At 47.1% G+C, this 24,218-nt stretch carries 23 protein-coding genes; 16 read left to right on the top strand and 7 right to left on the bottom strand.

The features are described 5' to 3' along the window. Positions 1-29: 29 nt before the first annotated feature. Positions 30-1,523, bottom strand: coding sequence for a cryptochrome/photolyase family protein (locus ACO0KY_RS04285; protein ID WP_423044561.1), 1,494 nt, complete (start codon positions 1,521-1,523; stop codon positions 30-32). Between the two features lie 145 nt (positions 1,524-1,668). Between ACO0KY_RS04285 and ACO0KY_RS04280 the strand changes: the two genes are divergently transcribed. The 6 genes from ACO0KY_RS04280 to ACO0KY_RS04255 all read left to right on the top strand — a co-directional run bounded on the left by ACO0KY_RS04280 (position 1,669) and on the right by ACO0KY_RS04255 (position 6,530). Next, positions 1,669-2,289 (top strand): YqgE/AlgH family protein, encoded by a 621-nt coding sequence (locus ACO0KY_RS04280; RefSeq protein ID WP_186911479.1) that lies wholly within the window; start codon positions 1,669-1,671, stop codon positions 2,287-2,289. Beyond that, positions 2,289-2,699: a Holliday junction resolvase RuvX gene (ruvX, locus tag ACO0KY_RS04275; RefSeq protein WP_423044558.1), complete on the top strand. Its 411-nt coding sequence runs from the start codon at positions 2,289-2,291 to the stop codon at positions 2,697-2,699. Before ACO0KY_RS04280 ends, ruvX begins: the two co-directional genes overlap by 1 nt. Then, positions 2,696-3,211: a bifunctional pyr operon transcriptional regulator/uracil phosphoribosyltransferase PyrR gene (gene pyrR / locus ACO0KY_RS04270; RefSeq protein ID WP_186911354.1), complete on the top strand. Its 516-nt coding sequence runs from the start codon at positions 2,696-2,698 to the stop codon at positions 3,209-3,211. The genes ruvX and pyrR overlap by 4 nt, the downstream gene beginning before the upstream one ends. Continuing rightward, complete coding sequence (locus tag ACO0KY_RS04265) at positions 3,204-4,178, top strand: aspartate carbamoyltransferase catalytic subunit (RefSeq protein ID WP_186911355.1); 975 nt, start codon at positions 3,204-3,206, stop codon at positions 4,176-4,178. Before pyrR ends, ACO0KY_RS04265 begins: the two co-directional genes overlap by 8 nt. Before the next feature lie 81 nt (positions 4,179-4,259). Continuing rightward, entirely contained in the window at positions 4,260-5,546 is a 1,287-nt protein-coding gene (locus ACO0KY_RS04260; protein WP_423044555.1) for a dihydroorotase, read from the top strand. A gap of 246 nt (positions 5,547-5,792) precedes the next feature. Then, a complete protein-coding gene (locus ACO0KY_RS04255) occupies positions 5,793-6,530 on the top strand; it encodes a lysophospholipid acyltransferase family protein (protein WP_423044553.1) in 738 nt (245 codons plus the stop codon). A gap of 66 nt (positions 6,531-6,596) precedes the next feature. Here the strand turns inward: ACO0KY_RS04255 and ACO0KY_RS04250 are convergent, their stop codons facing one another. The 5 genes from ACO0KY_RS04250 to ACO0KY_RS04230 form a co-directional block, all read right to left on the bottom strand. Further along, positions 6,597-9,482: a DUF1631 family protein gene (locus ACO0KY_RS04250; protein ID WP_423044551.1), complete on the bottom strand. Its 2,886-nt coding sequence runs from the start codon at positions 9,480-9,482 to the stop codon at positions 6,597-6,599. Between the two features lie 434 nt (positions 9,483-9,916). Further along, complete coding sequence (locus tag ACO0KY_RS04245; protein ID WP_423044549.1) at positions 9,917-10,741, bottom strand: symmetrical bis(5'-nucleosyl)-tetraphosphatase; 825 nt, start codon at positions 10,739-10,741, stop codon at positions 9,917-9,919. Between the two features lie 7 nt (positions 10,742-10,748). Continuing rightward, positions 10,749-11,855, bottom strand: coding sequence for a ferrochelatase (hemH, locus tag ACO0KY_RS04240; protein WP_423044547.1), 1,107 nt, complete (start codon positions 11,853-11,855; stop codon positions 10,749-10,751). Positions 11,856-11,875: 20 nt separating this feature from the next. Next, positions 11,876-13,522, bottom strand: coding sequence for a DNA repair protein RecN (gene recN / locus ACO0KY_RS04235; protein ID WP_423044545.1), 1,647 nt, complete (start codon positions 13,520-13,522; stop codon positions 11,876-11,878). Positions 13,523-13,599: 77 nt separating this feature from the next. Further along, entirely contained in the window at positions 13,600-14,493 is an 894-nt protein-coding gene (locus ACO0KY_RS04230) for an NAD kinase (RefSeq protein ID WP_423044543.1), read from the bottom strand. 74 nt (positions 14,494-14,567) lie between these two features. Between ACO0KY_RS04230 and ACO0KY_RS04225 the strand changes: the two genes are divergently transcribed. The 3 genes from ACO0KY_RS04225 to ACO0KY_RS04215 are packed head-to-tail and all read left to right on the top strand — an operon-like array spanning position 14,568 to position 16,711. Beyond that, on the top strand, positions 14,568-15,254 hold the full coding sequence (locus ACO0KY_RS04225; RefSeq protein WP_423044541.1) for an HAD family hydrolase: 687 nt from the start codon (positions 14,568-14,570) through the stop codon (positions 15,252-15,254). 44 nt (positions 15,255-15,298) lie between these two features. Beyond that, positions 15,299-16,318: a heat-inducible transcriptional repressor HrcA gene (gene hrcA, locus ACO0KY_RS04220; protein ID WP_423044539.1), complete on the top strand. Its 1,020-nt coding sequence runs from the start codon at positions 15,299-15,301 to the stop codon at positions 16,316-16,318. Between the two features lie 12 nt (positions 16,319-16,330). Beyond that, complete coding sequence (locus ACO0KY_RS04215; protein ID WP_423044537.1) at positions 16,331-16,711, top strand: response regulator; 381 nt, start codon at positions 16,331-16,333, stop codon at positions 16,709-16,711. A 59-nt stretch (positions 16,712-16,770) separates the two neighbouring features. On the opposite strand, the gene fur is transcribed toward ACO0KY_RS04215, so the two are convergent. Then, complete coding sequence (gene fur / locus ACO0KY_RS04210; RefSeq protein WP_422991139.1) at positions 16,771-17,202, bottom strand: ferric iron uptake transcriptional regulator; 432 nt, start codon at positions 17,200-17,202, stop codon at positions 16,771-16,773. A gap of 76 nt (positions 17,203-17,278) precedes the next feature. On the opposite strand from fur, the gene ACO0KY_RS04205 reads away from it, so the two are divergent. From ACO0KY_RS04205 to holA, 7 genes are all read left to right on the top strand, one after another. Then, a complete protein-coding gene (locus ACO0KY_RS04205) occupies positions 17,279-17,845 on the top strand; it encodes an outer membrane protein assembly factor BamE (protein ID WP_423044535.1) in 567 nt (188 codons plus the stop codon). Positions 17,846-17,857: 12 nt separating this feature from the next. Continuing rightward, positions 17,858-18,664, top strand: coding sequence for a 4-hydroxy-tetrahydrodipicolinate reductase (dapB, locus tag ACO0KY_RS04200; RefSeq protein WP_423044533.1), 807 nt, complete (start codon positions 17,858-17,860; stop codon positions 18,662-18,664). A 9-nt stretch (positions 18,665-18,673) separates the two neighbouring features. Then, on the top strand, positions 18,674-19,348 hold the full coding sequence (locus tag ACO0KY_RS04195) for a MotA/TolQ/ExbB proton channel family protein (RefSeq protein WP_423044531.1): 675 nt from the start codon (positions 18,674-18,676) through the stop codon (positions 19,346-19,348). A 35-nt stretch (positions 19,349-19,383) separates the two neighbouring features. Continuing rightward, entirely contained in the window at positions 19,384-19,812 is a 429-nt protein-coding gene (locus tag ACO0KY_RS04190) for an ExbD/TolR family protein (protein ID WP_423044673.1), read from the top strand. 84 nt (positions 19,813-19,896) lie between these two features. Next, positions 19,897-22,614, top strand: coding sequence for a leucine--tRNA ligase (gene leuS, locus ACO0KY_RS04185; protein WP_423044529.1), 2,718 nt, complete (start codon positions 19,897-19,899; stop codon positions 22,612-22,614). Positions 22,615-22,636: 22 nt separating this feature from the next. Next, positions 22,637-23,146: an LPS assembly lipoprotein LptE gene (gene lptE, locus ACO0KY_RS04180; protein ID WP_423044527.1), complete on the top strand. Its 510-nt coding sequence runs from the start codon at positions 22,637-22,639 to the stop codon at positions 23,144-23,146. Between the two features lies 1 nt (position 23,147). After that, on the top strand, positions 23,148-24,167 hold the full coding sequence (gene holA, locus ACO0KY_RS04175) for a DNA polymerase III subunit delta (RefSeq protein WP_423044525.1): 1,020 nt from the start codon (positions 23,148-23,150) through the stop codon (positions 24,165-24,167). Positions 24,168-24,218 lie beyond the last annotated feature (51 nt).

The following is a 24,218-nucleotide window of genomic DNA, read 5'->3' as shown; positions in this document are numbered from 1 at the left end:
GAAACCCTGCTTTTTTATTTTTGCCTTGATTAATGTTCGGACTCAGTAGTGGTATCAATTTTCTTCACGACTGCATAGCGTGTCAGTGTTGCCTTTCGGGCGCTGTCATGATCAACAATTGGATATGGATAATGCTCACCAAGTTTGACACCTGCTTGCTGTAGCAGCAATGGAGCAGCTTTCCATGGTGCATGAATTGAGCGTTTATCCAACTTGCTTAATTGCGGCAGATAGCGGCGTATAAATTTTCCTTCCGCATCAAATTTCTCAGATTGTGTGATGGGATTGAATATCCGGAAATACGGTTGCGCGTCGCAACCAGAAGAGGCAGCCCATTGCCACCCACCGTTATTGGCAGACAAATCAAAGTCGTTTAACTTTTGCGCAAAATAAGCTTCCCCGCGACGCCAATCTATACCGAGATCTTTGATCAGGAAGCATGCTGTCACCATACGCAGACGGTTGTGCATATAACCCGTCTGATTCAGTTGATGCATCGCTGCGTCAACCAGTGGATAGCCGGTTTTTCCTTCACACCACGCTTGAAAAAGCGCGTCGGCCTGCGTACCATTTTCCCATTGGATTGCATCATAGGCGGTTTTGAATGCTGAGGTTTCTACGCGCGGATGATGATGCAAGATCATGAAATAAAAATCACGCCAGATGAGTTCATTTAACCATATCTGCGCCCCCTGATTTGCCGCGGTACGTATCTGTTGCATCGCTTCACGAACCAGATGTCGTATGGAAACGGTACCAAAGCGCAGATGTACCGACAGATATGACGGCCCTTTAATTGCAGGAAAATCGCGTGCAATATCGTAATCCTTCATGCGATTCGTAAACTCATCCAGCAGTTGCTGCCCGCCAGACATGCCTGCCGGTAAGTTAATTGGATTTTCCTGTGCCTCAGCAAACCCCATTGCCGCTAATAGTGGAACTTCAGAATGCGGAATAGCTTTCAGATTTGCTGCATATTTTTCTACTGGATACGCTCGTGAATAAAAATCATCGCTCTGCGCATAAAACTTTTTTAGCCAGGCATTTTTGTAAGGCGTAAATACTGAGAACGGCGTGTTCGATAACGATAAAACTTCCTCTTTTTCGAAAATGACCTGATCTTTGTAACTAATTAACTCGCAAGAAAGTGTCTTCAATGTCGTGGCAACGTGTTGATCGCGACGAATAGCAGCAGGCTCGTAATCATGATTGACGAAGACCGCCTGCGCACCAAATTCCGCAACTAATTCTGGTATGACATCAGTCGCTTCTCCATAGCGGACAATCAAACCTCCTCCAAGATCGAGCAAGGCTTGTTGCAATTCAATGATGCTGTCGTGAATAAATCTGATACGCCTGTCATTTGCAGGTAAATGGTCTAAGATAGATTTGTCAAAAACAAATACGCCAATGACCTGCTTGCTTTGACGCAATGCTTGGAATAGTGCGGCATGATCAAAGCTTCGCAAATCCCGGCGGAACCAGACCAGGGAGATAGGGAAGGGGGTGGTGATTTCACTCATAAAATGCTGTAAATCAATAGACTAAGGGGAGTATTACACCTTAGCACACATCGAAAAAACACGTTAAAACTGCTAGAATACGAGGATGGTGAAGCAAATAAAATCCCTCAAAACAGACTTGGCTGGTAACAAGTCTGCGCCTTCAATGGCATTGTCAGACACAGATGGTTCTGCGACTGATGAAAAAAGTTCGTCTACCGAGTTAAATCTGACCAATCACTTCCTGATTGCCATGCCATCTATGCAAGATCCGGTGTTTGGCGGCTCGGTGGTTTTTATCTGTGAGCATAGCCCGCGTGGGGCAATGGGAATGTTGATTAATCGCCCAACGGACATGAATGTTGCTGGTCTGTTTGATCGCATTGATCTCAAGCTGGAAAATATTCCTGATTCACACCCTATGGGTAAAGATCCTGTCATGTTTGGTGGGCCGGTTCAAGACGATAGAGGCTTTGTTTTGCACGCCCCAGTTGGCAAATACACTTCTTCATTGCAGGTTACCGATGATATTGCTTTCACGACATCGCGTGATGTGCTCGAAGCGATCGCTGCTGGTGATGGCCCTGATCGCGTTCTGATGAGTGTCGGTTACGCAGGTTGGGGTGCCGGACAATTGGAAAAAGAAATACTCGATAATCAATGGCTGACCGTCCTTGCTGACCCGGAGATCGTGTTTTCTTTGCCGCTCGAAGAACGTTTTAATGCAGCCATTAAATTATTAGGGATTGATCCCCTGATGCTGGCGACGATAGCGGGGCATGCCTGATGCAAGACGCAGCGCGTATATCTTCAGAAGGCACGGTTCTGGCATTTGATTTTGGGTTGAAACGGATAGGCGTCGCGGTCGGGAATACTTTCCTCAGACAAGCTGAACCCTTAGCAATTATTCATGCCACGACAAATGACGCCAAATTTGCCGAAGTGGCCGCACTGATTAAAAACTGGCAACCGGTATTATGCGTGGTTGGTTTGCCTATGCACCCTGACGGTGAAGCACATGAAATGACGCAACGCTGCACGCGGTTTGCGAATCAACTGCAAGGCCGATTTAGTTTGCCGACGGTATTGGTTGATGAACGCTACACATCAGCGGTACTCAATGGACAACGCGGTGAACACATTGACGATGACGCCGCGGCTTTAATTCTGCAACAATATTTTGACGAGACACTATGACCTCTCTTGCAAGTAACCTCAATGCAGAAGCGCTATACCAGCAGCTTTTAAATCACATCAAAACCCACATCACAACTGTTGCCTATCCTATTTCTATCGTTGGCATTTACTCTGGCGGAGTCTGGATTGCAGAGCGGCTGGTGAGGGATTTAGGATTAACCAACAATGCAGGTCAGATTGACGTCTCTTTTTATCGCGATGATTACGCTGCCAAAGGTTTGCACGCGGAGGTGAAACCTACCCACATTCCTTTTGAAGTGGATGGTGCCCATATTCTTTTGGTCGACGATGTTTTATATACTGGCCGTACTACCCGCGCCGCTATCAACGAATTATTTGACTATGGCCGGCCAGCTCGCGTCATGCTTGCAGCACTGGTTGATCGTGGTGGTCGTGAGCTGCCAGTCACTGCTGATTTTATTGCTCATGTCGCTTCATTTGAACCCGCCGTCTCTGTCAATCTGCAACGTGCAGACGATGGCACACTAAGTTTCTCTATTGATCATGCATAATCCCCAATTAAACAAACATGGTGAGCTTCAGCATTTGCTGACGATAGAAGGCTTACCAAAATCCATTATCAATCACATTCTTGACACCGCCTCGTCGTTTGTCAGCGTCAGTGACCGGGAAGTCAAAAAAGTCCCGCTGATGCGCGGTAAGAGTGTTTTCAATCTGTTTTTTGAAAACTCTACCCGCACCCGTACCACATTTGAAATTGCGTCCAAGCGTTTATCCGCCGACGTGATCAATCTAAATATCGCGGCATCGAGCACCAGTAAAGGTGAATCGCTGCTCGATACGATAGATAATCTGGCGGCGATGCATGCCGATATGTTTGTCGTACGTCACGCAACGTCTGGTGCGCCATTCCTGATTGCCAAACATCTCAATGATACGAAGCAACATCATGTTCACGTTGTGAATGCAGGTGATGGTCGCCATGCGCACCCGACCCAGGGTTTACTCGACATGTACACCATCCGTCATTACAAAAAAGATTTTACGAATCTCACTGTCGCAATTGTTGGTGACGTATTGCATAGCCGTGTTGCCCGTTCGGACATTCATGCGTTGACCACTTTGGGTGTTCCTGAAGTTCGTGTTATTGGGCCGCACACTTTGCTGCCGGGTGGCTTGGAGCAAATGGGTGTACGTGTGTTTACCGATATGAACGAAGGTTTGAAAGGCGTCGATGTCATCATCATGTTGCGTCTGCAAAACGAACGCATGAGTGGTGCGTTGCTGCCCTCAGCGCAGGAATATTTTAAAAGCTACGGTTTGACCCCGGAACGACTGGCGCTAGCGCATCCGGATGCGATTGTGATGCATCCAGGGCCAATGAATCGTGGCGTGGAGATCGACTCTGCTGTCGCAGATGGTCCGCAGGCTGTGATTTTGCCACAAGTGACGTTTGGTATCGCTGTCCGTATGGCAGTGATGAGTATCGTTGCAGGCAATAGCGGCGGCGACATTTGATGAATCGTACAAGCTCATCAGGTCGTCAAATTGGTAGTTCAAAGACCGCCTGATTGTGGCGATGTCCTGGGAATAGAGAACATGAAAATACAGATTAAAAATGGTCGCGTGATTGATCCAGCCAGTGGTAAAGATGGTGTGCAAGATGTATTCGTTGCAGACGGGATAATTCTTGCTCTGGGGGCGGCACCTGAGGGCTTTGTCGCTGATCAGCTGATTGACGCCACTGGTTTGGTCGTTGCACCAGGTCTGGTCGATCTGAGCGCACGTTTGCGTGAACCTGGTTTTGAATACAAAGCAACCTTGGAATCCGAATTGCAAGCCGCGATGCGCGGTGGCGTGACCAGTCTGGTTTGTCCACCAGATACCGATCCGGTACTCGATGAATCCGGTCTGGTCGAGATGCTCAAGCAAAGAGCACGTATGCAAAACAAAGCGCACGTTTATCCGCTCGGGGCGTTAACAATCGGCTTGAAAGGTCAATCTTTGACCGAGATGTCAGCGTTGACGGATGCCGGTTGTATTGGTTTCTCGCAGGCAGAAGAGACGATAGCGGACACCAATACGCTGCAACGTGCTTTGCAATATGCAGCGACCTTTGGCTACACGGTCTGGTTGCGTCCACAAGATGCGTACATTGGTAAAGGTGGCGTGGCACATAGTGGACCGCTGGCGTCGCGTATGGGCTTATCTGGCGTACCGGTGATGGCAGAAACCATCGCATTGCATACCCTGTTTGAACTCATGCGTGCAACTGGCGCGAAAGTACATCTATGCCGCATTTCTTCGGCTGCTGGTTTAGATTTAATTCGTAAGGCGAAAAAAGAAGGTTTGCCATTAACTTGTGATGTCGGCGCACACCATGTGCATCTGACGGATGCTGATATTGGCTTCTTTGATTCGAACGCCAGAATGACGCCACCATTGCGCAGTCAAAGTGATCGCGATGCGATTAAGGCTGCCTTAGTGGATGGCACCATTGACGCAATTTGTTCGGATCACACACCAGTCGATGACGACGAAAAATTATTGCCGTTTGCTGAGGCAACGCCGGGTGCAACAGGCCTCGAATTGCTATTGTCACTTGCATTGAAATGGGCAGAGGACAGTCGCGGTGAAGTGTCTGTCAGCCAGGCATTGGCGGCGATCAGTTATAAGGCAGCGCAAGTCGCAGGCATTGGTGCTGGAAAGTTGGCCGTTGGAGATAGTGCTGATCTGTGTATTTTTGATCCGGCAGATCGCTGGAAAGTCGAAGCCAAAGCGTTGATCAGTCAAGGCAAGCACACTTTATTTCTTGGTTACGAATTGCCTGGTGTGGTTAAGGTGACGATGGTTTCTGGCCGCATTGCTTTTAATACTTTACATTAATACTGTGCATTAATCCGGTGCGTTAATGCCTTGCATTTATTACTTGTGTAGTGATCTCTGATTAGAGTATTTTGTTGGATGCCTCTATGTCCTTCAAATAGTTAGTGTAGCCGGCGCTGTAGAAGAAAATCAAGGAAATAAGAAAAATGCGGGAGTATAGGTTTTTATAACCTCACTCCCCTTTATTTTATTTAAATAAATTAAAAAATTAATTGATACTCTGACTGAGTATCTTGTGAGTTCAGTATGCTTTTCTGGTATTTTTTCCGCGTCTTTTTGCATTTGCTTTCTGGTTTGATGACGTGTGTTTTTGTGTTTCCATTTATTGATGTTGAAAAACAACAAAGCAAAGTCCGTGTCTGGTCACAACAATTGCTGGAAATTTGTACGGTTGATGTCAGATTTAAAGACGCAAGTAATGGCGTGATTGCGGATCGTGCAGTGATTGTCTCTAATCACGTGTCCTGGTTGGATATTTTTGTGATCAATACTCTGCACCCTTGCCATTTCGTTGCTAAATCAGATATTCGCAATTGGCCTTTGATTGGATTTTTGTGCGAAAAAGCCGGTACAATTTTTTTAGCTCGTGGCAAACAACGTGAAGTTCGTCGTATCTATGAAGGTCTGGTACACCAGATTGCAGACGGCAAGCGAATTGCTTTTTTTCCTGAGGGCACAACTTCGGCGCAAGGAAAATTGTTGCCATTTCATGCGAACTTATTTGAAGCTGCTATCGAGGCTAAAGTACCTGTGCAACCATTTGTTGTGCGTTACGTGGATGCCGATGGCAAGTTTCATCAGGCGGCTGATTTTATCGGTGATATGACATTTGCGGAGAGTATGGCAGTGATATTGCGAGCGCCACGCATGACCGCCGAGTTGATTCGGTTGCCAGCGATCTCCACCGAGGGCACACACCGCCGCGAAGTTGCGCAGTACGCCAGAGCTGCAGTATTGCAAGAGTTGGGTATCGCTGAAGTATAGGTGCGTTAAAAATTGCCAGTGACAGTAAACGTTTTCGCACGTCGCACCGTCACTGGAGCCGCAATTTTAAGCGGCGATGGGTTGATCTACGACGTCGGCAGATGTCAGCAGGGCTTGAACCGCTCTTTCAAATAATGGTTCAGCTTCCATAAATTTAACTCGGCCATGGGCAATCATGCGACGGAACATACGCACGCTGACCAGTGAAGGTTTATCATGCCCATCCAATCGCAAAACGAGATTTTGTAATTGTGGGTCTACCCAACTGAGTTTTCCAACACTTGGTTTGAAACCTAAATGTAGCTCCAGGCTGACACCTGTGCGCAATCTTTCCTTGATCATCTCTGGTGTAGCGGTAGCGATCGGCGTAGCTGCGTCGGATAATCCTCCGTTGTCAGTTGTTATTGGCGCTGATTCCGTCGCTAATTCTTCGCTGCAAATTTGATCCAGCATTTCGACTTTGATATCCAGATCGCGAATCGCCTTATCCAATATTTTCTGTATTTCAGGGGTTCTTGCTTCGCCCAGCAAGTCTTGTCGTGTTTCTTCATCTGGATATACAAAATGATGAAAATGTTCATGCACCGAGGGCAGTGATAATGAACGCATTTGGACATTGCTCTGCGTAGTACGTAAAGCCGCAGTGTGGGCATCAACAAGCCAGTCGAGTAATTCTTTTTGGTACTTCGGATCACAATTTATCGATGCCAATCCTTCGCGAATTGTCCCAAGAATAATCGGCAGTAAAGCAAACAGTTGTGTACGATCATCCTCAACTGCTTTGGGGACTATACTCCAAAGCAAGTCAGGTACTAACAGGCGGTAACGGGTACCGCGCCTGATATCGTCACGTTCTGTCACCTCAATTGCGGAGATCCAGGTACTTTCAAGAAAATCACGAAGAAAAGAATTGATCGTCAATTTTTTCAATACTTCTTGTAACTGTGCGGTGATGTGTACCAGACGCAGTGTACGGTTTTGTGCTTCTTCGACTGCCACGACGGTTTGATCGAGTTGCTTATCGCTATTGCGTAATTCGCGCGCAATGAACGCATCAAATTCGTCCAGCATGCGGGTGAATAACTGAGAATTTTCGCTTTCGTCTTCGAGCAGGGTTTCGACTATCCGGCAGATTTCCTGAGTAATGTGAACACCACTCGGATCGATTTGTTTTAAACCGAGTGAGATAGAGCCAACGCGGTTAATCAGTAAGCGCGCTGGATGACCTTTTTGTGTTAGCAGACTCTGATCACGCAAAGCAATTTTGAGTACCAAAAATTGCAGACGTCCTAATTGAGCACGGATTTCTGCAGGAACCTGGTTGTCACTCAAAATAAACTCGAACAACATGGCGACCACATCGATCGTCATTTGCTCATCGACATCTTCTGTCATGTCGTTGAGTTGTGCGCGCTGCTCAAGAATCAGATTTCGGATCCGACCTAGTTGGTCGAACATCTGCTCTATTGGGGCAGTGTGCGTTTTTTGTAATTGATGGACGGATTGAACAATCCCTGACTCAGAATAGCGCGGCATTTCCTTAAACTGACTGGAGTTAGATGCGTCGGAACTGGCGCCGCCGGGATGGGTATTGTTACTCTGCATGTCGCTCCCAGTGCTATCATTGCCACCGGACTGATATTTGGCTGCTTGTTCCGAGGTAGAGCCACTTGTCGTTTCTGCTCCCGCATCGCTACCCTCGTCATTGTATAAATGCATTTGCGTTGCATTGCCGTTACCGTTGGTAGCTGTTGTGTTGCCTTGTCCACCAAATACTTTGCGTAAGACACTGCCGATAGTTTGATTTTGTGCTAACCACTTAAACTGGTTTGCGCCAAATGGGCTGCCCGCGCTTTGTGCAGTTTGTTGATCAAAATTCTGCTCGGCCGCATTTGGGTAACGTTGGCTATTTCCGCTGTTAAATCCAGTCTCGTAGCCGTTACTAAACGCTTTTGCAAAACCATTACCGCTAACCTGACCGACACCAGCGACATGAGGTTGAGCCATCGCACCGCTGATACCGGCCGCTATCCCACGTACTGTTTCAAATAGTCGTTCAACTGGACTCCTTGGCTGATCACTGGAGATTTCCCGCGAGGCGGTATTATAAAATTTACCGCCAATCTCTACGATACCGGATTGCGTAGATGGGGCACCACCTGGGTATTGCTGTACACGCGACTGATTTTGTTGCCCAACACCAGGAAATTGATTACTGGCTTCACCTGATTGAGCGATGTCATCTGTGGCGGTATCCAGGTCATCTTCCATCACATTGTTTGAGGACTGTGCTGGCGTCGCAAGATTGGTCTTCTTCAGCTTAAATTGGAGCTCGGCGGCAACCCCGTTCAAGGCCAGACAATGATTGACGTTTTCGTATATTCTTAAAACGTGACGGGAAAAATTCTCAGCAATCTGGGTTTCCAGAATGTTACACAGTTCACGTTCCAGATTTAATGCATCGATGGTATTTGCAATACAGCGCGCCAGAAGATAGGGGCGGAACGGATTTTCCCGTTCTTTAATGTTGTCTTGTGCAAACAAGATTGCAATACGAATATTCAAATCGCGAATCTGATCGCCCGCTTCAATTCTGAAGCTCTCAGTGATTTCATTTAGTAGTAATTCATCGTCAAACGCATTCGCATCGACCAACGACAGGCTACTACTTTTCATACTCAGCGCCGATACCGGGCGGAACGTATTGTAGGTCGTCTGAAAACTTCGGGTCAGCAAGGCATCCATGTTGATACTCATTTGCTGTATCAGTTCATCGGGTCTGCGCAGCAAAGTACAGGCGTGCAGATAGCGCCCTTGCTCAACTGAGGTGTACGAGCTTTCGGCTTTTCTGAAAAGTACTTCAACTGACTGTGGGAGAGCTTGCTCCAAGGACTGTACGAAGGTTTTTTGAAATTCCGTACGAGTTATTGGCAGAAGTTCGTTGGGGTCCATGCTTTTCCCTTGGCGGCCTGACATAGTTGGAAATAATGCTATTTATTTATCTATTCCACAGTATATGCGCTTTTGACTCGCTAGAAACAACGTAAACAGAGATTTGAACATTTTTGACAACTTTTAAACTTTTAACGTGAAATGACAGATGTTGCCTCAAGGAACTGGTATTTACGCGGAACCATTGTTACAGAAATAGCAGTTAAATGTGAAAATATGCAAAAGTGTCTTTGAATGATCCTATTCAAATTAGACGCTAGAAGACAGCGAAGCAAGTGTTATCAATAGCTATTGATAACAATGGCGCGCCATGTAGTTGAGTTTTGGATTCGTACACCAATGGAGCAGTGAAAATTAATGCCCCGGATCTTTGTTTGCAATGCAAAATGATCTGAAGGTCACGATTTTGTAACAGAGGTATCAAGCAGGTATGGTCAGCCAGGTTTTTGTTGTTGCGGGCAGTCAATTTGAATAATCTGGCGATCATGCATTGATACTGCCGTGAGTTTTCCACCCCACACACAGCCGGTGTCAAGACTGATCAGATTGGGTCTTATCAATAAACCTAAGGTAGACCAATGACCAAATACCACCGTGCAATCAGCCGTTGCCCGATCTATATCAAACCACGGAGCAAAGCCAGTCGGTGCCGCCGTCAAGCCATCTTTGGTGGCAAAATCCATGCGTCCATCTGCCGCACAAAAACGCATTCGGGTTAAGCCATTAACGATACAGCGCAGACGATCGTTGCCAGTTAAATTATCGTTCCAGACGTCTGGCGTGTTGCCGTACATGGATCTTAGAAAGTTGGTGTGTTCATGGCTTTTGAGCACGGCCTCAACTTCATGTGCGAGTGCCATTGTCTGTTTGGCTGTCCACGAAGGAAACACCCCAGCATGCACGACCAGATGTTGATTTTTTAAAATGGCCAGAGGGCGCTGACGTAGCCAATGTAATAATTCACCCTTGTCCGGTGCGTTTAAAATATCATCGAGCGTATCGCTCCGGTGTGCCGGGCGTATGCCATTGGCGACCGCTAACAAATGCAGATCGTGGTTACCTAAAACACTTTCGGCCAGTCCGGTTTGTTGCAGCTTGCGAACTAGCCTTAAAGTTTCTAAAGATTTTGGACCGCGATTGACCAAGTCGCCGGCAAAGATATAGTAATTGTTCGATGAAATCTGTTCTATTTTGCTGATCAACGTTTGCAGTTGATCAGCACAGCCTTGCAGGTCACCAATGAAGTAAGTGTTTGCCATACTCTCTTTAGTGTTCGGCACCAAGACGTTTTGCTTCTGAACGGCTCAATAAGGCTTGTTGTTTTTGTTCTTCGCGCAGACTGGTTGTCATCATCGTTGGCCAGCCGATTAAATGTTGTTCAGCGATTTCCGCCAGTCCCCGCATCCATGCTGGCGACTCGTTGAGGCAAGGAATGTAATTAAATTCTTTACCGCCCGCATTTAAGAAATCGACACGTACTTCCATCGCAATTTCTTCCAGTGTTTCCAGACAATCTGCAATGAAGCCCGGGCATATCACATCGATACGTTTAACACCATCTTTGGCAAGTTTTTGAACCGTTGGTGCGGTGTATGGTTGCAGCCATTCTGCACGACCTAAACGCGATTGAAACGTCACCACATATTGATCTTTGTTGAGTCCCAATGCTTCGGCAAGCAATCGTGCTGTTTTATAGCACTCGCAATGGTAAGGGTCGCCACGTAATAAAAATGCTTTTGGCAAACCATGGAAGCTCATCACCAGTTTTTCAGGTCGGCCGTGGGCGAGCCAGTGCGCTTGAACTGATTGTTTTAAGGCATCGATATAGGCTTCATGGTCGTGATAATTTTTAACCATGCGCAATTCAGGGACGTTACGCACTTGCTGATAATGGCTGAACACGGCGTCAAAGTTAGATGCTGTCGTCGTTGCAGAATATTGCGGATATGCGGATAAAATCAACAAACGCTCGTAGCCTTCGGTTTTTAATTTTTTCAATACTGAAGGGATGGAAGGTGAACCGTAACGCATTGCGTAAGTGACGTGCACTTCATGTCCGCGCTCACCGAGATAACCTTTAAGCAGCAACGCTTGCTTTTCGGTGTGTATTTTTAAAGGCGAACCGTCTTTGGTCCAGATGGACGCATATTTTTTTGCGGATTGTCCCGAGCGAAATGGGAGGATAATCAGATTCAGAATAAACCACCAGATCAGGCGCGGTACTTCGACGACGCGCTTGTCGGACAAAAATTGTTTCAAATAACGTCGTACTGCGGAACTGGTTGGTGCATCGGGCGTGCCGAGGTTGACCAAAACAACTGCGGTCTTGCCTATTTTTCCGTGCGAGTAATCGGGTTCTTTCAGGAAGCTCATGAGTATTCTTTGTAATAAATTTAGGAAGCCAATAATTCTCTGGCGTGTTTGCGGGTTGTCGCCGTGATTTCTATGCCGCCTAGCATACGCGCAATTTCTTCCACGCGTTGTTTGCTATCGAGTGGAGTGATTGATGAAATCGTTCTGCCTTCGCGGCTAACTTTACTGACTTGGAAGTGCTGATTAGCTTGGCTTGCGACTTGCGGTAAATGTGTCACGCAGAGGACCTGACGGTCTTGTCCCAGACGTTTTAATAGTCGCCCAACAACTTCTGCTACGCCACCACCAATGCCACTATCAACTTCATCAAAAATCAGCGTCGGGGTTGCTGTTGCGCAAGAAGTAATAACCGAAATTGCTAATGAAATTCGTGCTAACTCACCACCTGAAGCCACTTTTGCGAGAGGGCGTGCTTGCACTCCTGCGTGTCCGGCGACTAGAAATTCTATTTGCTCCAGACCATAAGCTGCCGCTTCGCAGGGAACCAGAGAAACGCCGAAATTACCGCCGCTCATGCTTAAATCTTGCATTGCTGCGGTAACCGCTATACTCAATTCTTTGGCAATTTTTTGGCGTGATGCACTTAATTTATGTGCGGCTTTCAAATAAGTTTGGTAAGCTTTTTCTTCTTGCACTTTGAGTGCGTCAATGTCAGTCGCATTGGATAATTGCAGCAATTGTGCTGACAGGGTTGCAAACTCCTCGTGCAATTTTTCTGGAACGACATGAAAACGTCGCGCTGTTGAGTGTATGCTTTCGACACGGTTCTCGACTTCACGCAAGCGCGCTGGATCAAGTTCGGTGCGGCTAAGATAGTCGTTGAGAGCATAGGTTGTTTCCTGTAAGTTGATGCAGGCAGATTCAAGTGCATCAGTCACAGGTTTTAACGCTGCGTCATAGTCGAGTAGTTTGAGTAATTTTTGCTGGACAGCTGACAGCTGAGACAAGACGGGATGCTCCGACTCCGATATCAACGTAGCGGCTTCTTGTGCGCCATCAAGCAAGCTTGCTGCATGTGCGAGGCGACTATGTTCTTGCGAAATTTGTTCCCATTCACCGGGTTTGATCTGTAATTTATCGAGTTCGCCTACTTGCCACTCAAGCCGTTCCCTTTCTTGTAAAACGCTTTTGGCATTAGTTTCAAATTCTTCACGTTGCTTGCTCAGATTCCGCCACAGTCTGTAGGCAGTTTCGACCTCTTGAGCTTGTGGCTGTAATCCACCTTGCATATCAAGCAGCGCACGTTGCGCCTCAGATTTGAGCAGCGATTGGTGGGCGTGCTGGCCATGAATATCCACCAGAAGATCACCGAGTTCACGCAATTGGGTAGCGGTGGCTGTAATGCCGTTGATCCATGCCTTTGAACGTCCAGCGTTATCGATGGTACGGCGTAAAATCAATTGTTGTTCAGGGTCACTGAATTCATTGTTTTCCAACCAGTTTGCAACGGCGTCGTTGAGAGAAAATTCTGCGCTGATATCTGCTTTAGCGGCAGATTCGCGCACCATGCTGGCGTCGCCACGACCACCAAGTGCCAAGCTAAGAGCGTCGATCAATATTGATTTTCCGGCACCAGTTTCGCCGGTTAAAACGCTGAAACCAGAGGAAAATTCAAGCTCTAAAACATCAACAATGACAAAATCACGAATAGCGAGCGTGCGCAGCATAGGAGCGGTATTTTAGTTAGAGTAAATGAAATTAAGTAAGCGAACAGCCGATGAGCGGCTATTGTAACAACCTGTGATTAATTGAGTGCACCTTCTACTGAAGGATATTCATTCCAATGTAACTTCTCACGCAAAGTATTGTAGTAATTCCAGTCCTGCGGATGTAAAAAGGTCACTGTATGGGTAGAGCGTTTGACGATAATTCTGTCCTGATGCATCAGACTGGCAAAAGTTTGCATATCGAAATTAACACTGATGTCTCTCCCGGCGGCGATTTCAATCACAATTTCACTGCTATCGGGCAGCACGATAGGGCGGTTGGACAGCGCATGCGGTGCAATCGGAACCATGACGATGCCACTCAGACTAGGGTGTAAAAGTGGCCCACCTGCCGACAATGCGTAAGCAGTAGAACCTGTCGGTGTAGATACGATCAAACCATCCGAACGTTGGTTGTACATAAACAAGTCATCCACTTCCACCCTCAGCTCTACCATGCCTGAGCCTGCACCTCGCGCCACTACGATGTCGTTAAAAGCGACCCCACTGAAAATCTGATTGCCATCGCGCACGACGATCGCTTGCAATAAACTGCGCCGCTCAGACACGTATTTGCCTTCCAGCATTTCGCTAATCACCGGGATCATCCTATCAAGAGGAATATCTGTGATAAATCCGAGTCGCCCCTGGTTGATTCCGATTAAAGGCACGTTGTACGGTGCGAGCTGGCGCGCAATGCCGAGCATAGTGCCATCGCCGCCGACCACAATCGCAGCATCAGCAGTTTTACCGATGTCAGCCACCGACATTGCAGCCAGGTTATCGAGTTGAATATAGCGGGCGGTTTCTTCTTCCAGTACCACTCTGTGACCAGCCTGATCCAGAAAGCGCGCCAGATCGGTCATAGAATCAGTAATGCCGGCAGCATTATATTTACCAACAAGTGCAATCGTTTTAGCCTGTACAGTCATAGAAAATGAAGGGTGACGTGATTCGTCAGATTAGACCATAATTATGAAAAAAATGAACTAACAGAGTGCTCTATATGACAATTAAAGCCGTATTACTCGATTTAGACGACACCTTATGGCCGATCGCACCCGTCATTCAGCATGCGGAAGCCACTTTATACACCTGGATGCAGCAACATGTTCCGAACGTCACTGCGCAGCATGACATCGTTTCTTTGCGATCGTTAAGGCAGGCGTTGGTGACAACTGATCCGCGTTTTTCTTATGACTTATGGGCCTTGCGTCATCAATTATTGCAAAACGTGTTCAGGCAATATGATGAAGATGTTGGCAAAGCGGATCAGGCGATGGCAGTTTTTGCTCACGCGCGCAATCAGGTCAGCCTGTACCCGGACGTGGCGCCGGCATTAGGTGTACTTGGGCAGCGTGTGAAATTGGGGACGATATCGAATGGTTTCGCTGATCTGCAAGCGATAGGATTGGCCGGGCATTTCCATGTATCGGTTGCTGCCCATCAATTTGGGTGCGCCAAACCGGATGCTAGAATATTTCATGCTGCCTGCGATGGATTGGGTCTGGCTCCGTATGAAGTGTTGTATGTAGGCGATGATTTATTGCTTGATGTGCAAGGTGCTCAGCAAGCAGGCCTTAAGGCTGGGTGGATGAACCGACGCAGTCTGGTCAATGACGATCCACGCCATTCTCATGTCAAACCCGACGCAGAATTTAAAGATTTACATGATTTGACACAATGGTTGTGAATTTCGTAGTGTTCAACTTGGCTTAGGTCGCATAAAATAAAAATATGCAACTTGATATCCGCGCCCAAACGTTATTAAAAGCTCTGGTAGAACGCTACATCGCTGACGGTCAGCCTGTAGGTTCCAGAGCATTGTCTAAAATTTCTGGTCTGGAACTGTCTCCAGCGACGATACGCAACGTCATGGCTGATTTAGAGGAACTCGGCTTTGTCGCCAGTCCACATACTTCTGCCGGGCGTGTGCCGACCCCGCGGGGTTATCGCGTTTTTGTCGATGAATTGTTAACTGTGCAAGAAATTGATGAATCCGCATTAAGCTCTCGTCTCCAGCCGGGGTTTTTAACGCAGCCACCGCAAAGAATTATCGCGAACGCGGCACAAATACTGTCTTCGCTGTCGCAATTTGCGGGGGTGGTCATGACGCCGCGTACGGAGTCGATATTTCAGCAGGTAGAATTCCTGCGTTTGTCTGAAAAACGTATTTTGCTGGTCGTCGTTGCTCCTTCGGGGGACGTGCATAACCGACTGTTGTTGACCGATGTGGATTACACGCCAACACAACTGGTGCAGGCAGCTAATTATCTGAACCAGAATTTTGGCGGCTTAAGTTTTGATGAGGCACGCTTGCGTATCAATAGTGAATTGCGGCAGTTGCAGAGTGACATGACCAGTCTCATGCAGGCGGCAGTGGAAGCTGGTAGTGATGCTTTGGCGGAGCAAAACGAAGAAGTTGTTATCTCCGGCGAGCGTAATTTACTCAATGTGCAGGATTTGTCTTCTAATATGAATTCACTGCGCAAATTATTTGACATGTTTGAGCAAAAAAGTGGCTTAATGCAGTTGTTGGATGTATCTAGCAAGGCGACAGGTGTGCAAATTTTCATTGGCGGCGAATCGCAATTGGTGCCTATGGACGAAATGAGTATAGTCACAGCACCGTATGGTGTGAACGGTAAAATTGTCGGCACCCTGGGTGTCATTGGTCCGACTCGTATGGCGTATGAAAGGGTGATCCCTATCGTCGACATTACTGCCAAATTGCTTTCAAATGCGTTGAGTCAGTAGAAAGGTCATATTATGTTGAACAAAAATGTCTCTATTTTGTTGATTGACGATAACGATATTACGCGCGAAGTGCTACGGGTTGTATTGCGGAGCGAGGGGTATAACGTTGTTGGTGAGGCAACGGATGGTGGCACGGGTCTGGATATGGCTTTAAAACTGAGACCCAACATCATTCTGTTGGACGTGGTCATGCCTAAGATTAGTGGTTTGGAAATTTTGCCAAAAATCAAAGAGATGTTGCCAGAAGCGATGGTATTAATGGTGACTGCAAGCAAAGACTCCGAAACTGTTTCGGAGGCCGTGAAAGCGGGAATACATGGCTTTATTCTGAAGCCATTTAATGCGCAAAAAATTCTGGATACGGTCGAAGGTGTTGTGGCAAAAATTAAATAAAAAACTCATTTGTGATTTAAGGGCAGGTGCACCCGCCCTTTTAATACAGGTAGTTCGTCTTAATTGTCTTTGTGCGCACAATTTTCTTTTGTGCAACTACCGTAAATTGCCAGCGAGTGATCGGCAATTTTGAATCCACGTTCTAAAGCGATGGTGTGTTGTCTTTTTTCTATTTCCGCATCAAAAAATTCTTCGACGCGTCCGCAATCAAGGCAAACCAGATGGTCGTGGTGAGAGCCTTCATTTAATTCAAAAATAGCTTTGCCAGTTTCAAAATGATTGCGGTGAAGTAATCCTGCCTGTTCAAATTGCGTCAACACGCGGTAGACCGTCGCCAGACCTACGTCCATGTTTTCATTCAGTAATATCTTATAGACATCTTCTGCGGTCAAATGCCTTACTTTGCTACTTTGAAAGATTTCAAGGATTTTCAGTCGTGGCAAAGTCGCTTTAAGCCCGCTTGCTTTGAGATTTGAAGTGCTGTTTGTCATGTTTTCGGTCAAAAGAATGCTATCTGCTTTATGATATAGGTTTTTAGGGCATATTGCTCAATTACTGAGGGTACCTATGCGATTGTTGTTTTCGAAATTGATTCAAGCACCAGCTTTGCGTTTAACAAGCCTGGCGCTCATGTTAAGTCTGACTGCTTGTGCCTCAAAATCGCCGCTAATGGCTGATCAGGGGGCAACTGCTAATTCTGGCGTGGTGGCAAATACAGCCATTGGCACCCAAGTGTATACCCCGACAGGCGTCAAAAAGTTTTTGGGCTATATTTCCCCATATCGCATCAGCGTTCAGCAAGGCAACTTTGTCTCTGAAGAAATGATGGCGCAGATTAAAGAAGGCATGACGCGCGAACAAGTACGCTTTGTATTGGGTACAGCATTGTTGACCGATATGTTTCACGAAGATCGCTGGGATTATCCATTCCGCCTGACCAAACCTAAGGGTGAACAGGTCACGAGTCTGGTCACAATTTATTTTAAAAATAATACGGTATCCAAATTTGAAGGCGGCAATTTGCCAACTGAAAAGGAATATCTGGCGCGTATTACCGAATCAGCATTAGGGCTGGACAAGGTTGAATCTTTGAACGATCTTGATGGCAATCCTAAGAAAAAAGATAAAAAATAAAGAGAACTCGGTATGACAGTATTAAAAGTTGCGGTAGCAGGTGCGTCTGGGCGCATGGGGCAAATGTTGGTTGAGGCGATCAGCGCAGATCATGATTTGCAACTGACTGGTGCCCTCGATGTGGCGGGTTCACCTGCTTTAGGTGTTGATGCGGGTGCTTTTCTGGGTAAACCCGCGGGTGTCAAGATCGAAGCTGATTTGTCGGCAGCACTGGCAAACGCTGATTTTTTGATCGATTTCACGCGACCTGAAGGAACGCTGAAGCATCTTGCTTACTGTGCTGAGCACGGTATCAAGATGATTATCGGTACGACTGGCTTTGATGATGCAGGTAAAGCTGCTATTGCCGCCGCAGCGGAAAAAACCGCGATCGTCTTTGCGCCTAACATGAGCGTCGGTGTGAATGTGACGTTAAAACTGCTGGAAATGGCTGCAAAAAGTTTTGCGACTGGCTACGACATCGAAATCGTTGAAGCTCATCATCGTCATAAAGTGGATGCGCCATCTGGCACTGCTTTGAAAATGGGTGAAGTTATTGCTGATGCGCTTGGCCGTGATCTCAATGAAGTTGGTGTATTCGCACGTGAAGGTGTGACGGGTGAACGCGACCCATCTTCTATTGGTTTTGCCACAATCCGTGGCGGCGACATCGTTGGCGACCATACGGTCTTATTTGCAGGTATTGGTGAACGTGTAGAAATTTCACATAAATCCTCAAGTCGCGTCACTTATGCTCATGGCAGCTTGCGTGCAGCACGTTTCCTGGCAGACAAATCCAGCGGTTTGTTTGATATGTTCGATGTGCTGAACTTGCGTTGATTTGCCTCTATGGACGCAGCGATCAGTCATTATTGGGAACAGTCAGATCAGTTTGGTCATGCGATTGCGTATTTGCTGTTATTGATGTCCCTGTTGAGTTGGACTTTGATGTTGTCCAAGGCTTGGTCATTCTGGTGGGTACGTAAGGCCGCTCCCTCGATTAAATCATTTTGGCTGGCACCAACAATGACCGACGCGCTGGCTTTATTGCGTTTACGGGATAAAGAAAAAATCTTTCTGACGCTGGCAGAAACTGCCGTCAGTGCCGCTGATCGTCAGCAGCTCGCCTCTACCTTGAGCGTTGATAGTGGCATAAGTGAAGTGCTGATGCGGGCTTTACGTCAGGAACTGCAAAGCGCAACGACACGATTAGAAAATGGCTTAACCATCCTGGCATCCATCGGTGCAACGGCGCCCTTTGTTGGTTTACTAGGAACTGTTTGGGGCATTTATCATGCCTTAACCAGCATCTCTATGGCTGGCATGGTACAAATTGATGAATTGGCGGGGCCAGTGGGCGAAGCCTTGATCATGACGGCATTTGGGCTGATCGTCGCCATTCCGGCAGTGCTGGCTTTTAATGCATTTAACCGGATTAACCGCATTACCCTTGCCGAGCTTGATGGTTTTGCTCACGACTTACATGCGCATCTGAGTCGTCAACAAGAGAATAATGCATGTTGAAATAATGTGCTTTTCTTATTAATGCGAACATGAACATGGCTTTTGGTCAATTCAACGAACGCTCCTCATCTTCCAAGCCTATGCATAGCATGGCTGACATCAACGTTACACCTATGGTAGATGTAATGTTGGTACTGCTGGTGATCTTTATCATTGCAGCCCCTTTGATGACCCCTGTCATTAAATTGGATTTGCCTAAGGCAGCGGCCAAAGCCGCGCCGCAACCAGCCGATGTTTTGCACGTTGCCATCGATGGTGCAGGTTTATTGTACTGGAATGACCAACAGATTGACTTTCCAGCGCTAGAATTGAAGCTAGAGTCCGCTGGTCGGCAAGCGGTTCCACCTGATTTGCAATTACGCGCCGATAAGTCCACACGCTATGAAATGATCGCCAAACTGATGTCGGCAGCTCAGTCAAAAGGCGTCAATAAAATCTCATTTGTTACCGATACACCCAAGTGAAGTCTCGGCTTTGCTCATAAATGACACGTAAGCAGTTATAATCTAAGGTTCTGAGTCATTTTCGCACCTATCTCCGGTCACGCCATGCAAGAAAAATATACTCCCTCCGACGTCGAACAAGCGGCGCAATCCCATTGGAAAAAAATTGATGCCTATACGGCAACGGAAAACGACCCGCGTTTCCCGAAAGGCAAGTATTATGCTTGCTCCATGCTGCCTTACCCTTCCGGTAAGTTGCATATGGGGCATGTCCGTAACTATACGATCAATGACATGCTGGCACGCCAGCTGCGCATGAAGGGATACAACGTCCTGATGCCTATGGGTTGGGATGCGTTTGGTTTGCCTGCAGAAAATGCAGCGATCGCTTACAAAAAATCGCCTGCTGAATGGACTTACGCCAACATCGAAGACATGAAATCGCAGATGCAACCGCTCGGTCTTGCATTTGACTGGTCGCGCGAAGTGGCGACTTGTGATCCAGATTACTACCGTTGGAATCAATGGTTGTTTTTGAAGATGCTCGAGAAAGGTATCGCTTACAAAAAAACCCAGGTCGTCAATTGGGACCCGATTGATCAAACTGTGCTCGCTAACGAGCAAGTCATTGATGGCCGTGGTTGGCGCTCGGGCGCTTTGGTTGAAAAGCGCGAAATTCCAGGTTACTACTTCGGTATTACCCAATACGCTGATGAGTTGTTGAACAGCATAGAAACACTCGATGGGTGGCCAGAACAAGTGCGCACTATGCAGCGCAACTGGATCGGTAAGAGCGAAGGCGTACGCTTTGCGTTCACGCATCAGATCACTGACGAATCTGGCGCATTGGTGCAAGACGGTAAAATGTTTGTCTTCACTACCCGTCCAGATACGATTATGGGCGTGACATTCTGCGCGGTGGCGGCAGAGCATCCGTTGGCGACTTTGGCAGCAAAAAACAATCCGGCATTGGCCGCGTTTATTGAAGAATGCAAAGCGGGCGGCACCACAGAAGCCGAAATGGCAACCAAAGAAAAAGAAGGTTTGCCTACCGGTTTGTTTGTGACGCATCCTTTGACTGGCGAACAAGTTGAGGTATGGGCCGGCAACTACGTGCTGATGACTTACGGCGATGGCGCAGTCATGGGTGTGCCAGCCCATGATGAACGTGATTTTGCATTTGCGAAAAAATACAATATCGCGATTAAGCAAGTTATTGGAGCGCATTTAGCTGATGAACTATCCGACGATATTAATAGGAGTAAGCGTTTAACAGACCCTGCTCAGGCTCAACGTGCAGACGTAAAAAATGACTTCTATACTTTTTCTACGGATGCATGGAAAGATTCATACGGATATAAAGGTGTCTGTATTAATTCTGGCAAATACGACGGATTGTATTTCGATGATGCAAAAAATGCTGTTGCCGCTGATCTGGCAGCAAAAGAATTGGGCGAAAAGAAAACCACATGGCGTTTGCGCGACTGGGGTATCTCACGTCAACGTTACTGGGGCACGCCAATTCCTATCATTCATTGCGAATGCTGCGGTGATGTGCCGGTTCCTTACGAAGATTTGCCAGTGGTCTTGCCAACCGAATGTATTCCCGACGGTTCCGGCAATCCATTGAAAACCCACGCCGAATTTTTGAACGTGCCTTGCCCAAAATGCGGCAAACCAGCGCAACGTGAAACTGACACGATGGATACGTTTGTCGATTCCAGTTGGTATTTCATGCGTTATACCTGCCCGGATGCCAAGACAATGGTCGATGAGCGCAATGATTACTGGATGGCGATGGATCAGTACATCGGTGGCGTTGAACATGCCGTTCTGCATTTACTGTATGCCCGTTTCTGGACCAAAGCGATGCGCGATCTGGGTCTGGTGAAGATCGATGAACCATTCAAAAACTTGTTCACACAAGGGATGCTGCTCAATGAGTCGTACTTCCGTGAAGAAGACAATGGTAAAAAAACCTGGTTCTATCCAAATGAAATCGAAGTTCAACACGATGACAAAGGTCGTCCGATTTCAGCGATGTTGAAAAGCGACGGTCAGCCAGTACAAATGGGCGGCATCGAAAAAATGTCGAAGTCCAAAAATAACGTGGTTGAACCAAAAGATATCATCACCCAGTTTGGTGCTGATACGGCGCGTTTGTTCACCATGTTTGCCGGCCCACCAGATCAAAGCGCCGCCTGGAGCAACAGTGGTGTTGAAGGTGCTTCACGCTATTTACGTCGTTTGTGGGCGAATGCTTTACGCTTGTCCGGCACGATTGCTGCTGGTGGTACCACTACCGTTGCGCCAGCGAACTATGCGGCAGATGTCAAAGCTTTGCGTCGTGAAGTGCATTTGACTTTGAAGCAAATTGATGGCGACTACGACCGCTTGCAATACAACACCGTGGTTTCCGGCGCGATGAAATTGCTCAATACGATTGAGTCGTTTAAGTCGGAAGCAGAAGGTTATGCGCCAGCGTTGCGCGAAGCATTCAGCGTCTTGTTGCGTGGTTTGTATCCAGTTTGCCCGCACATTACTCACGCTTTATGGCAAGAATTGGGCTTTGCTGCTGAATTGGGTGAACTGATCGATGCGCCATGGCCTGTGGTTGATGAAGCAGCTCTGGTGCAAGATGAAATCGAATTGATGATACAGGTCAACGGCAAATTGCGTGGCAGTATCAAAGTTGCCAAGGATGCGGATAAAGCGACGATAGAAGCGACTGCGCTGGCAAGTGAGAGCGTCCAACGTTTCATCGAAGGCGCACCAAAGAAAATCATCGTTGTACCAGGAAAATTAGTCAACATCGTTGCTTAACAATACTTCAGGAGCGTACCGCATGCGTCATTTTTTTTCACGTCGTCTGACATGGTTACTGATGATTGCCATGTTGATGAGTTTGTCGGCATGCGGTTTTAAGTTGCGTGGACCGGTAAGTTTTCCGTTTCATTCCATTTATATCGGTGTTCCTGAAACGTCAGAATTTGGTGCGCTGTTGCGGCGCCAGATTCGAGCCAACGGTCAGACGCAAGTCACGACCAAGTCCGAAGATGCTGAAGTCATTATGGATGTCCTACTTGATTCCAGAGAGAAGCAAGTCTTATCCCTGAATAGTCAAGGTCGTGTGCGTGAATATAACTTGTTGTACAACTTCAGTTTCCGTTTACGTAATGCTTCGGGAAAAGAATATCTGGAACCTGTAAAAATACAATTAAAACGGACGATTACGTTTAACGAATCGGTGGTGTTGGCGAAAGAATCTGAAGAGGCAGCTTTGTACCGTGATATGCAAAATGATCTGGTGCAACAAGTTATGCGACGCCTCTCGGTTGTGAAAATGGACGATTGATATGCAATTACGCTTCGATGCCCTCGATGGCCATCTGGCGAAAACACTGGCACCGCTGTATGTGATTACCAGTGATGAGCATTTGCTGGCGCTGGAAGCGGCGGATAAAATTCGTCGCGTTGCAAAGGCGCAAGGTTTTTTTGAACGTGAAATTTTGAGCGTAGAGCGCAGTTTTAAATGGGGTGCTTTGTTAGCGGCCAATCAGTCACAGTCTTTGTTTGGCGATAAAAAACTCATTGATTTACGTATCCCTACCGGTAAGCCGGGCAAAGATGGCGGTCAGGCTCTGCAGGATTATGTTGGCAACTTATCGCCAGATAATCTGACCTTGATTACGCTGCCAAAATTAGATTGGGCAACGCAAAAAGCTGCCTGGGTCACCAGCCTGCAACAAGCTGCAGTGTATATTGATATCCCATTGGTCGAGCGTGCTCAGTTACCGAATTGGATTAATCAGCGTTTGGGTTTGCAGCAACAAAGCGCGGATCGCCAAAGTTTGGATTTTATTGCTGACCGGGTTGAAGGCAATCTGCTGGCAGCACATCAGGAAATCCAAAAACTCGCCTTATTGCATCCAGCTGGTAAATTGAGTTTTGAGCAAATTCATGATGCGGTGTTAAATGTTGCCCGTTACGATGTCTTTAAACTTAATGAAGCCATGCTGAGTGGTGATGTAGCGCGTTTATCACGCATGTTGAATGGCTTAAAAGGAGAGGGCGAAGCCTTGCCCTTGGTATTATGGGCAATGGCTGAAGAAATTCGCACCTTGCTTAAATTGAAATCTGGTATGGCACAAGGGCGTCCTTTATCTGCCTTGTTGAAAGAATATCGCATTTGGGGCCCGCGTGAAAAACTCATGGATCCGGCTCTGCGAAGAGTAAGTTTGCAGACCTTGCAAACTGCGCTGCAAGAAGCATCGCAAGTCGATAAAATGGTCAAAGGTTTACGCGCCAAAGCATTTGCAGGTGATGCCTGGGATGCATTATTACAATTGGGACTCAGGGTGGCGCGCGCCTCCTAGTTTCAGAAGCTGGGGTTGACTGTATCCACAAGATACCAGCAAAACCGCATA

It is taken from the genome of Undibacterium sp. Dicai25W (assembly GCF_049340505.1).
In the GTDB taxonomy this organism is placed as follows: domain Bacteria; phylum Pseudomonadota; class Gammaproteobacteria; order Burkholderiales; family Burkholderiaceae_D; genus Undibacterium; species Undibacterium jejuense.
This window is presented reverse-complemented; position numbering and strand designations above follow the sequence as displayed.

What these genes read in the sequence shown, in the direction of transcription:
- ACO0KY_RS04265 (WP_186911355.1), top strand. Translation starts at nt 3,204, where the DNA reads ATGCATAATCCCCAATTAAACAAACATGGTGAGCTTCAGCATTTGCTG.
- lptE (WP_423044527.1), top strand. Translation starts at nt 22,637, where the DNA reads ATGCGTCATTTTTTTTCACGTCGTCTGACATGGTTACTGATGATTGCC.
- ACO0KY_RS04245 (WP_423044549.1), bottom strand. Translation starts at nt 10,741, where the DNA reads ATGGCAAACACTTACTTCATTGGTGACCTGCAAGGCTGTGCTGATCAA.
- hrcA (WP_423044539.1), top strand. Translation starts at nt 15,299, where the DNA reads ATGCAACTTGATATCCGCGCCCAAACGTTATTAAAAGCTCTGGTAGAA.
- ACO0KY_RS04190 (WP_423044673.1), top strand. Translation starts at nt 19,384, where the DNA reads ATGGCTTTTGGTCAATTCAACGAACGCTCCTCATCTTCCAAGCCTATG.
- ACO0KY_RS04260 (WP_423044555.1), top strand. Translation starts at nt 4,260, where the DNA reads ATGAAAATACAGATTAAAAATGGTCGCGTGATTGATCCAGCCAGTGGT.
- ACO0KY_RS04230 (WP_423044543.1), bottom strand. Translation starts at nt 14,493, where the DNA reads ATGACTGTACAGGCTAAAACGATTGCACTTGTTGGTAAATATAATGCT.
- holA (WP_423044525.1), top strand. Translation starts at nt 23,148, where the DNA reads ATGCAATTACGCTTCGATGCCCTCGATGGCCATCTGGCGAAAACACTG.
- ACO0KY_RS04280 (WP_186911479.1), top strand. Translation starts at nt 1,669, where the DNA reads ATGGCATTGTCAGACACAGATGGTTCTGCGACTGATGAAAAAAGTTCG.
- ruvX (WP_423044558.1), top strand. Translation starts at nt 2,289, where the DNA reads ATGCAAGACGCAGCGCGTATATCTTCAGAAGGCACGGTTCTGGCATTT.
- hemH (WP_423044547.1), bottom strand. Translation starts at nt 11,855, where the DNA reads ATGAGCTTCCTGAAAGAACCCGATTACTCGCACGGAAAAATAGGCAAG.
- ACO0KY_RS04215 (WP_423044537.1), top strand. Translation starts at nt 16,331, where the DNA reads ATGTTGAACAAAAATGTCTCTATTTTGTTGATTGACGATAACGATATT.
- ACO0KY_RS04195 (WP_423044531.1), top strand. Translation starts at nt 18,674, where the DNA reads ATGGACGCAGCGATCAGTCATTATTGGGAACAGTCAGATCAGTTTGGT.
- fur (WP_422991139.1), bottom strand. Translation starts at nt 17,202, where the DNA reads ATGACAAACAGCACTTCAAATCTCAAAGCAAGCGGGCTTAAAGCGACT.
- recN (WP_423044545.1), bottom strand. Translation starts at nt 13,522, where the DNA reads ATGCTGCGCACGCTCGCTATTCGTGATTTTGTCATTGTTGATGTTTTA.
- ACO0KY_RS04225 (WP_423044541.1), top strand. Translation starts at nt 14,568, where the DNA reads ATGACAATTAAAGCCGTATTACTCGATTTAGACGACACCTTATGGCCG.
- leuS (WP_423044529.1), top strand. Translation starts at nt 19,897, where the DNA reads ATGCAAGAAAAATATACTCCCTCCGACGTCGAACAAGCGGCGCAATCC.
- ACO0KY_RS04285 (WP_423044561.1), bottom strand. Translation starts at nt 1,523, where the DNA reads ATGAGTGAAATCACCACCCCCTTCCCTATCTCCCTGGTCTGGTTCCGC.
- ACO0KY_RS04250 (WP_423044551.1), bottom strand. Translation starts at nt 9,482, where the DNA reads ATGGACCCCAACGAACTTCTGCCAATAACTCGTACGGAATTTCAAAAA.
- pyrR (WP_186911354.1), top strand. Translation starts at nt 2,696, where the DNA reads ATGACCTCTCTTGCAAGTAACCTCAATGCAGAAGCGCTATACCAGCAG.
- ACO0KY_RS04205 (WP_423044535.1), top strand. Translation starts at nt 17,279, where the DNA reads ATGCGATTGTTGTTTTCGAAATTGATTCAAGCACCAGCTTTGCGTTTA.
- dapB (WP_423044533.1), top strand. Translation starts at nt 17,858, where the DNA reads ATGACAGTATTAAAAGTTGCGGTAGCAGGTGCGTCTGGGCGCATGGGG.
- ACO0KY_RS04255 (WP_423044553.1), top strand. Translation starts at nt 5,793, where the DNA reads ATGCTTTTCTGGTATTTTTTCCGCGTCTTTTTGCATTTGCTTTCTGGT.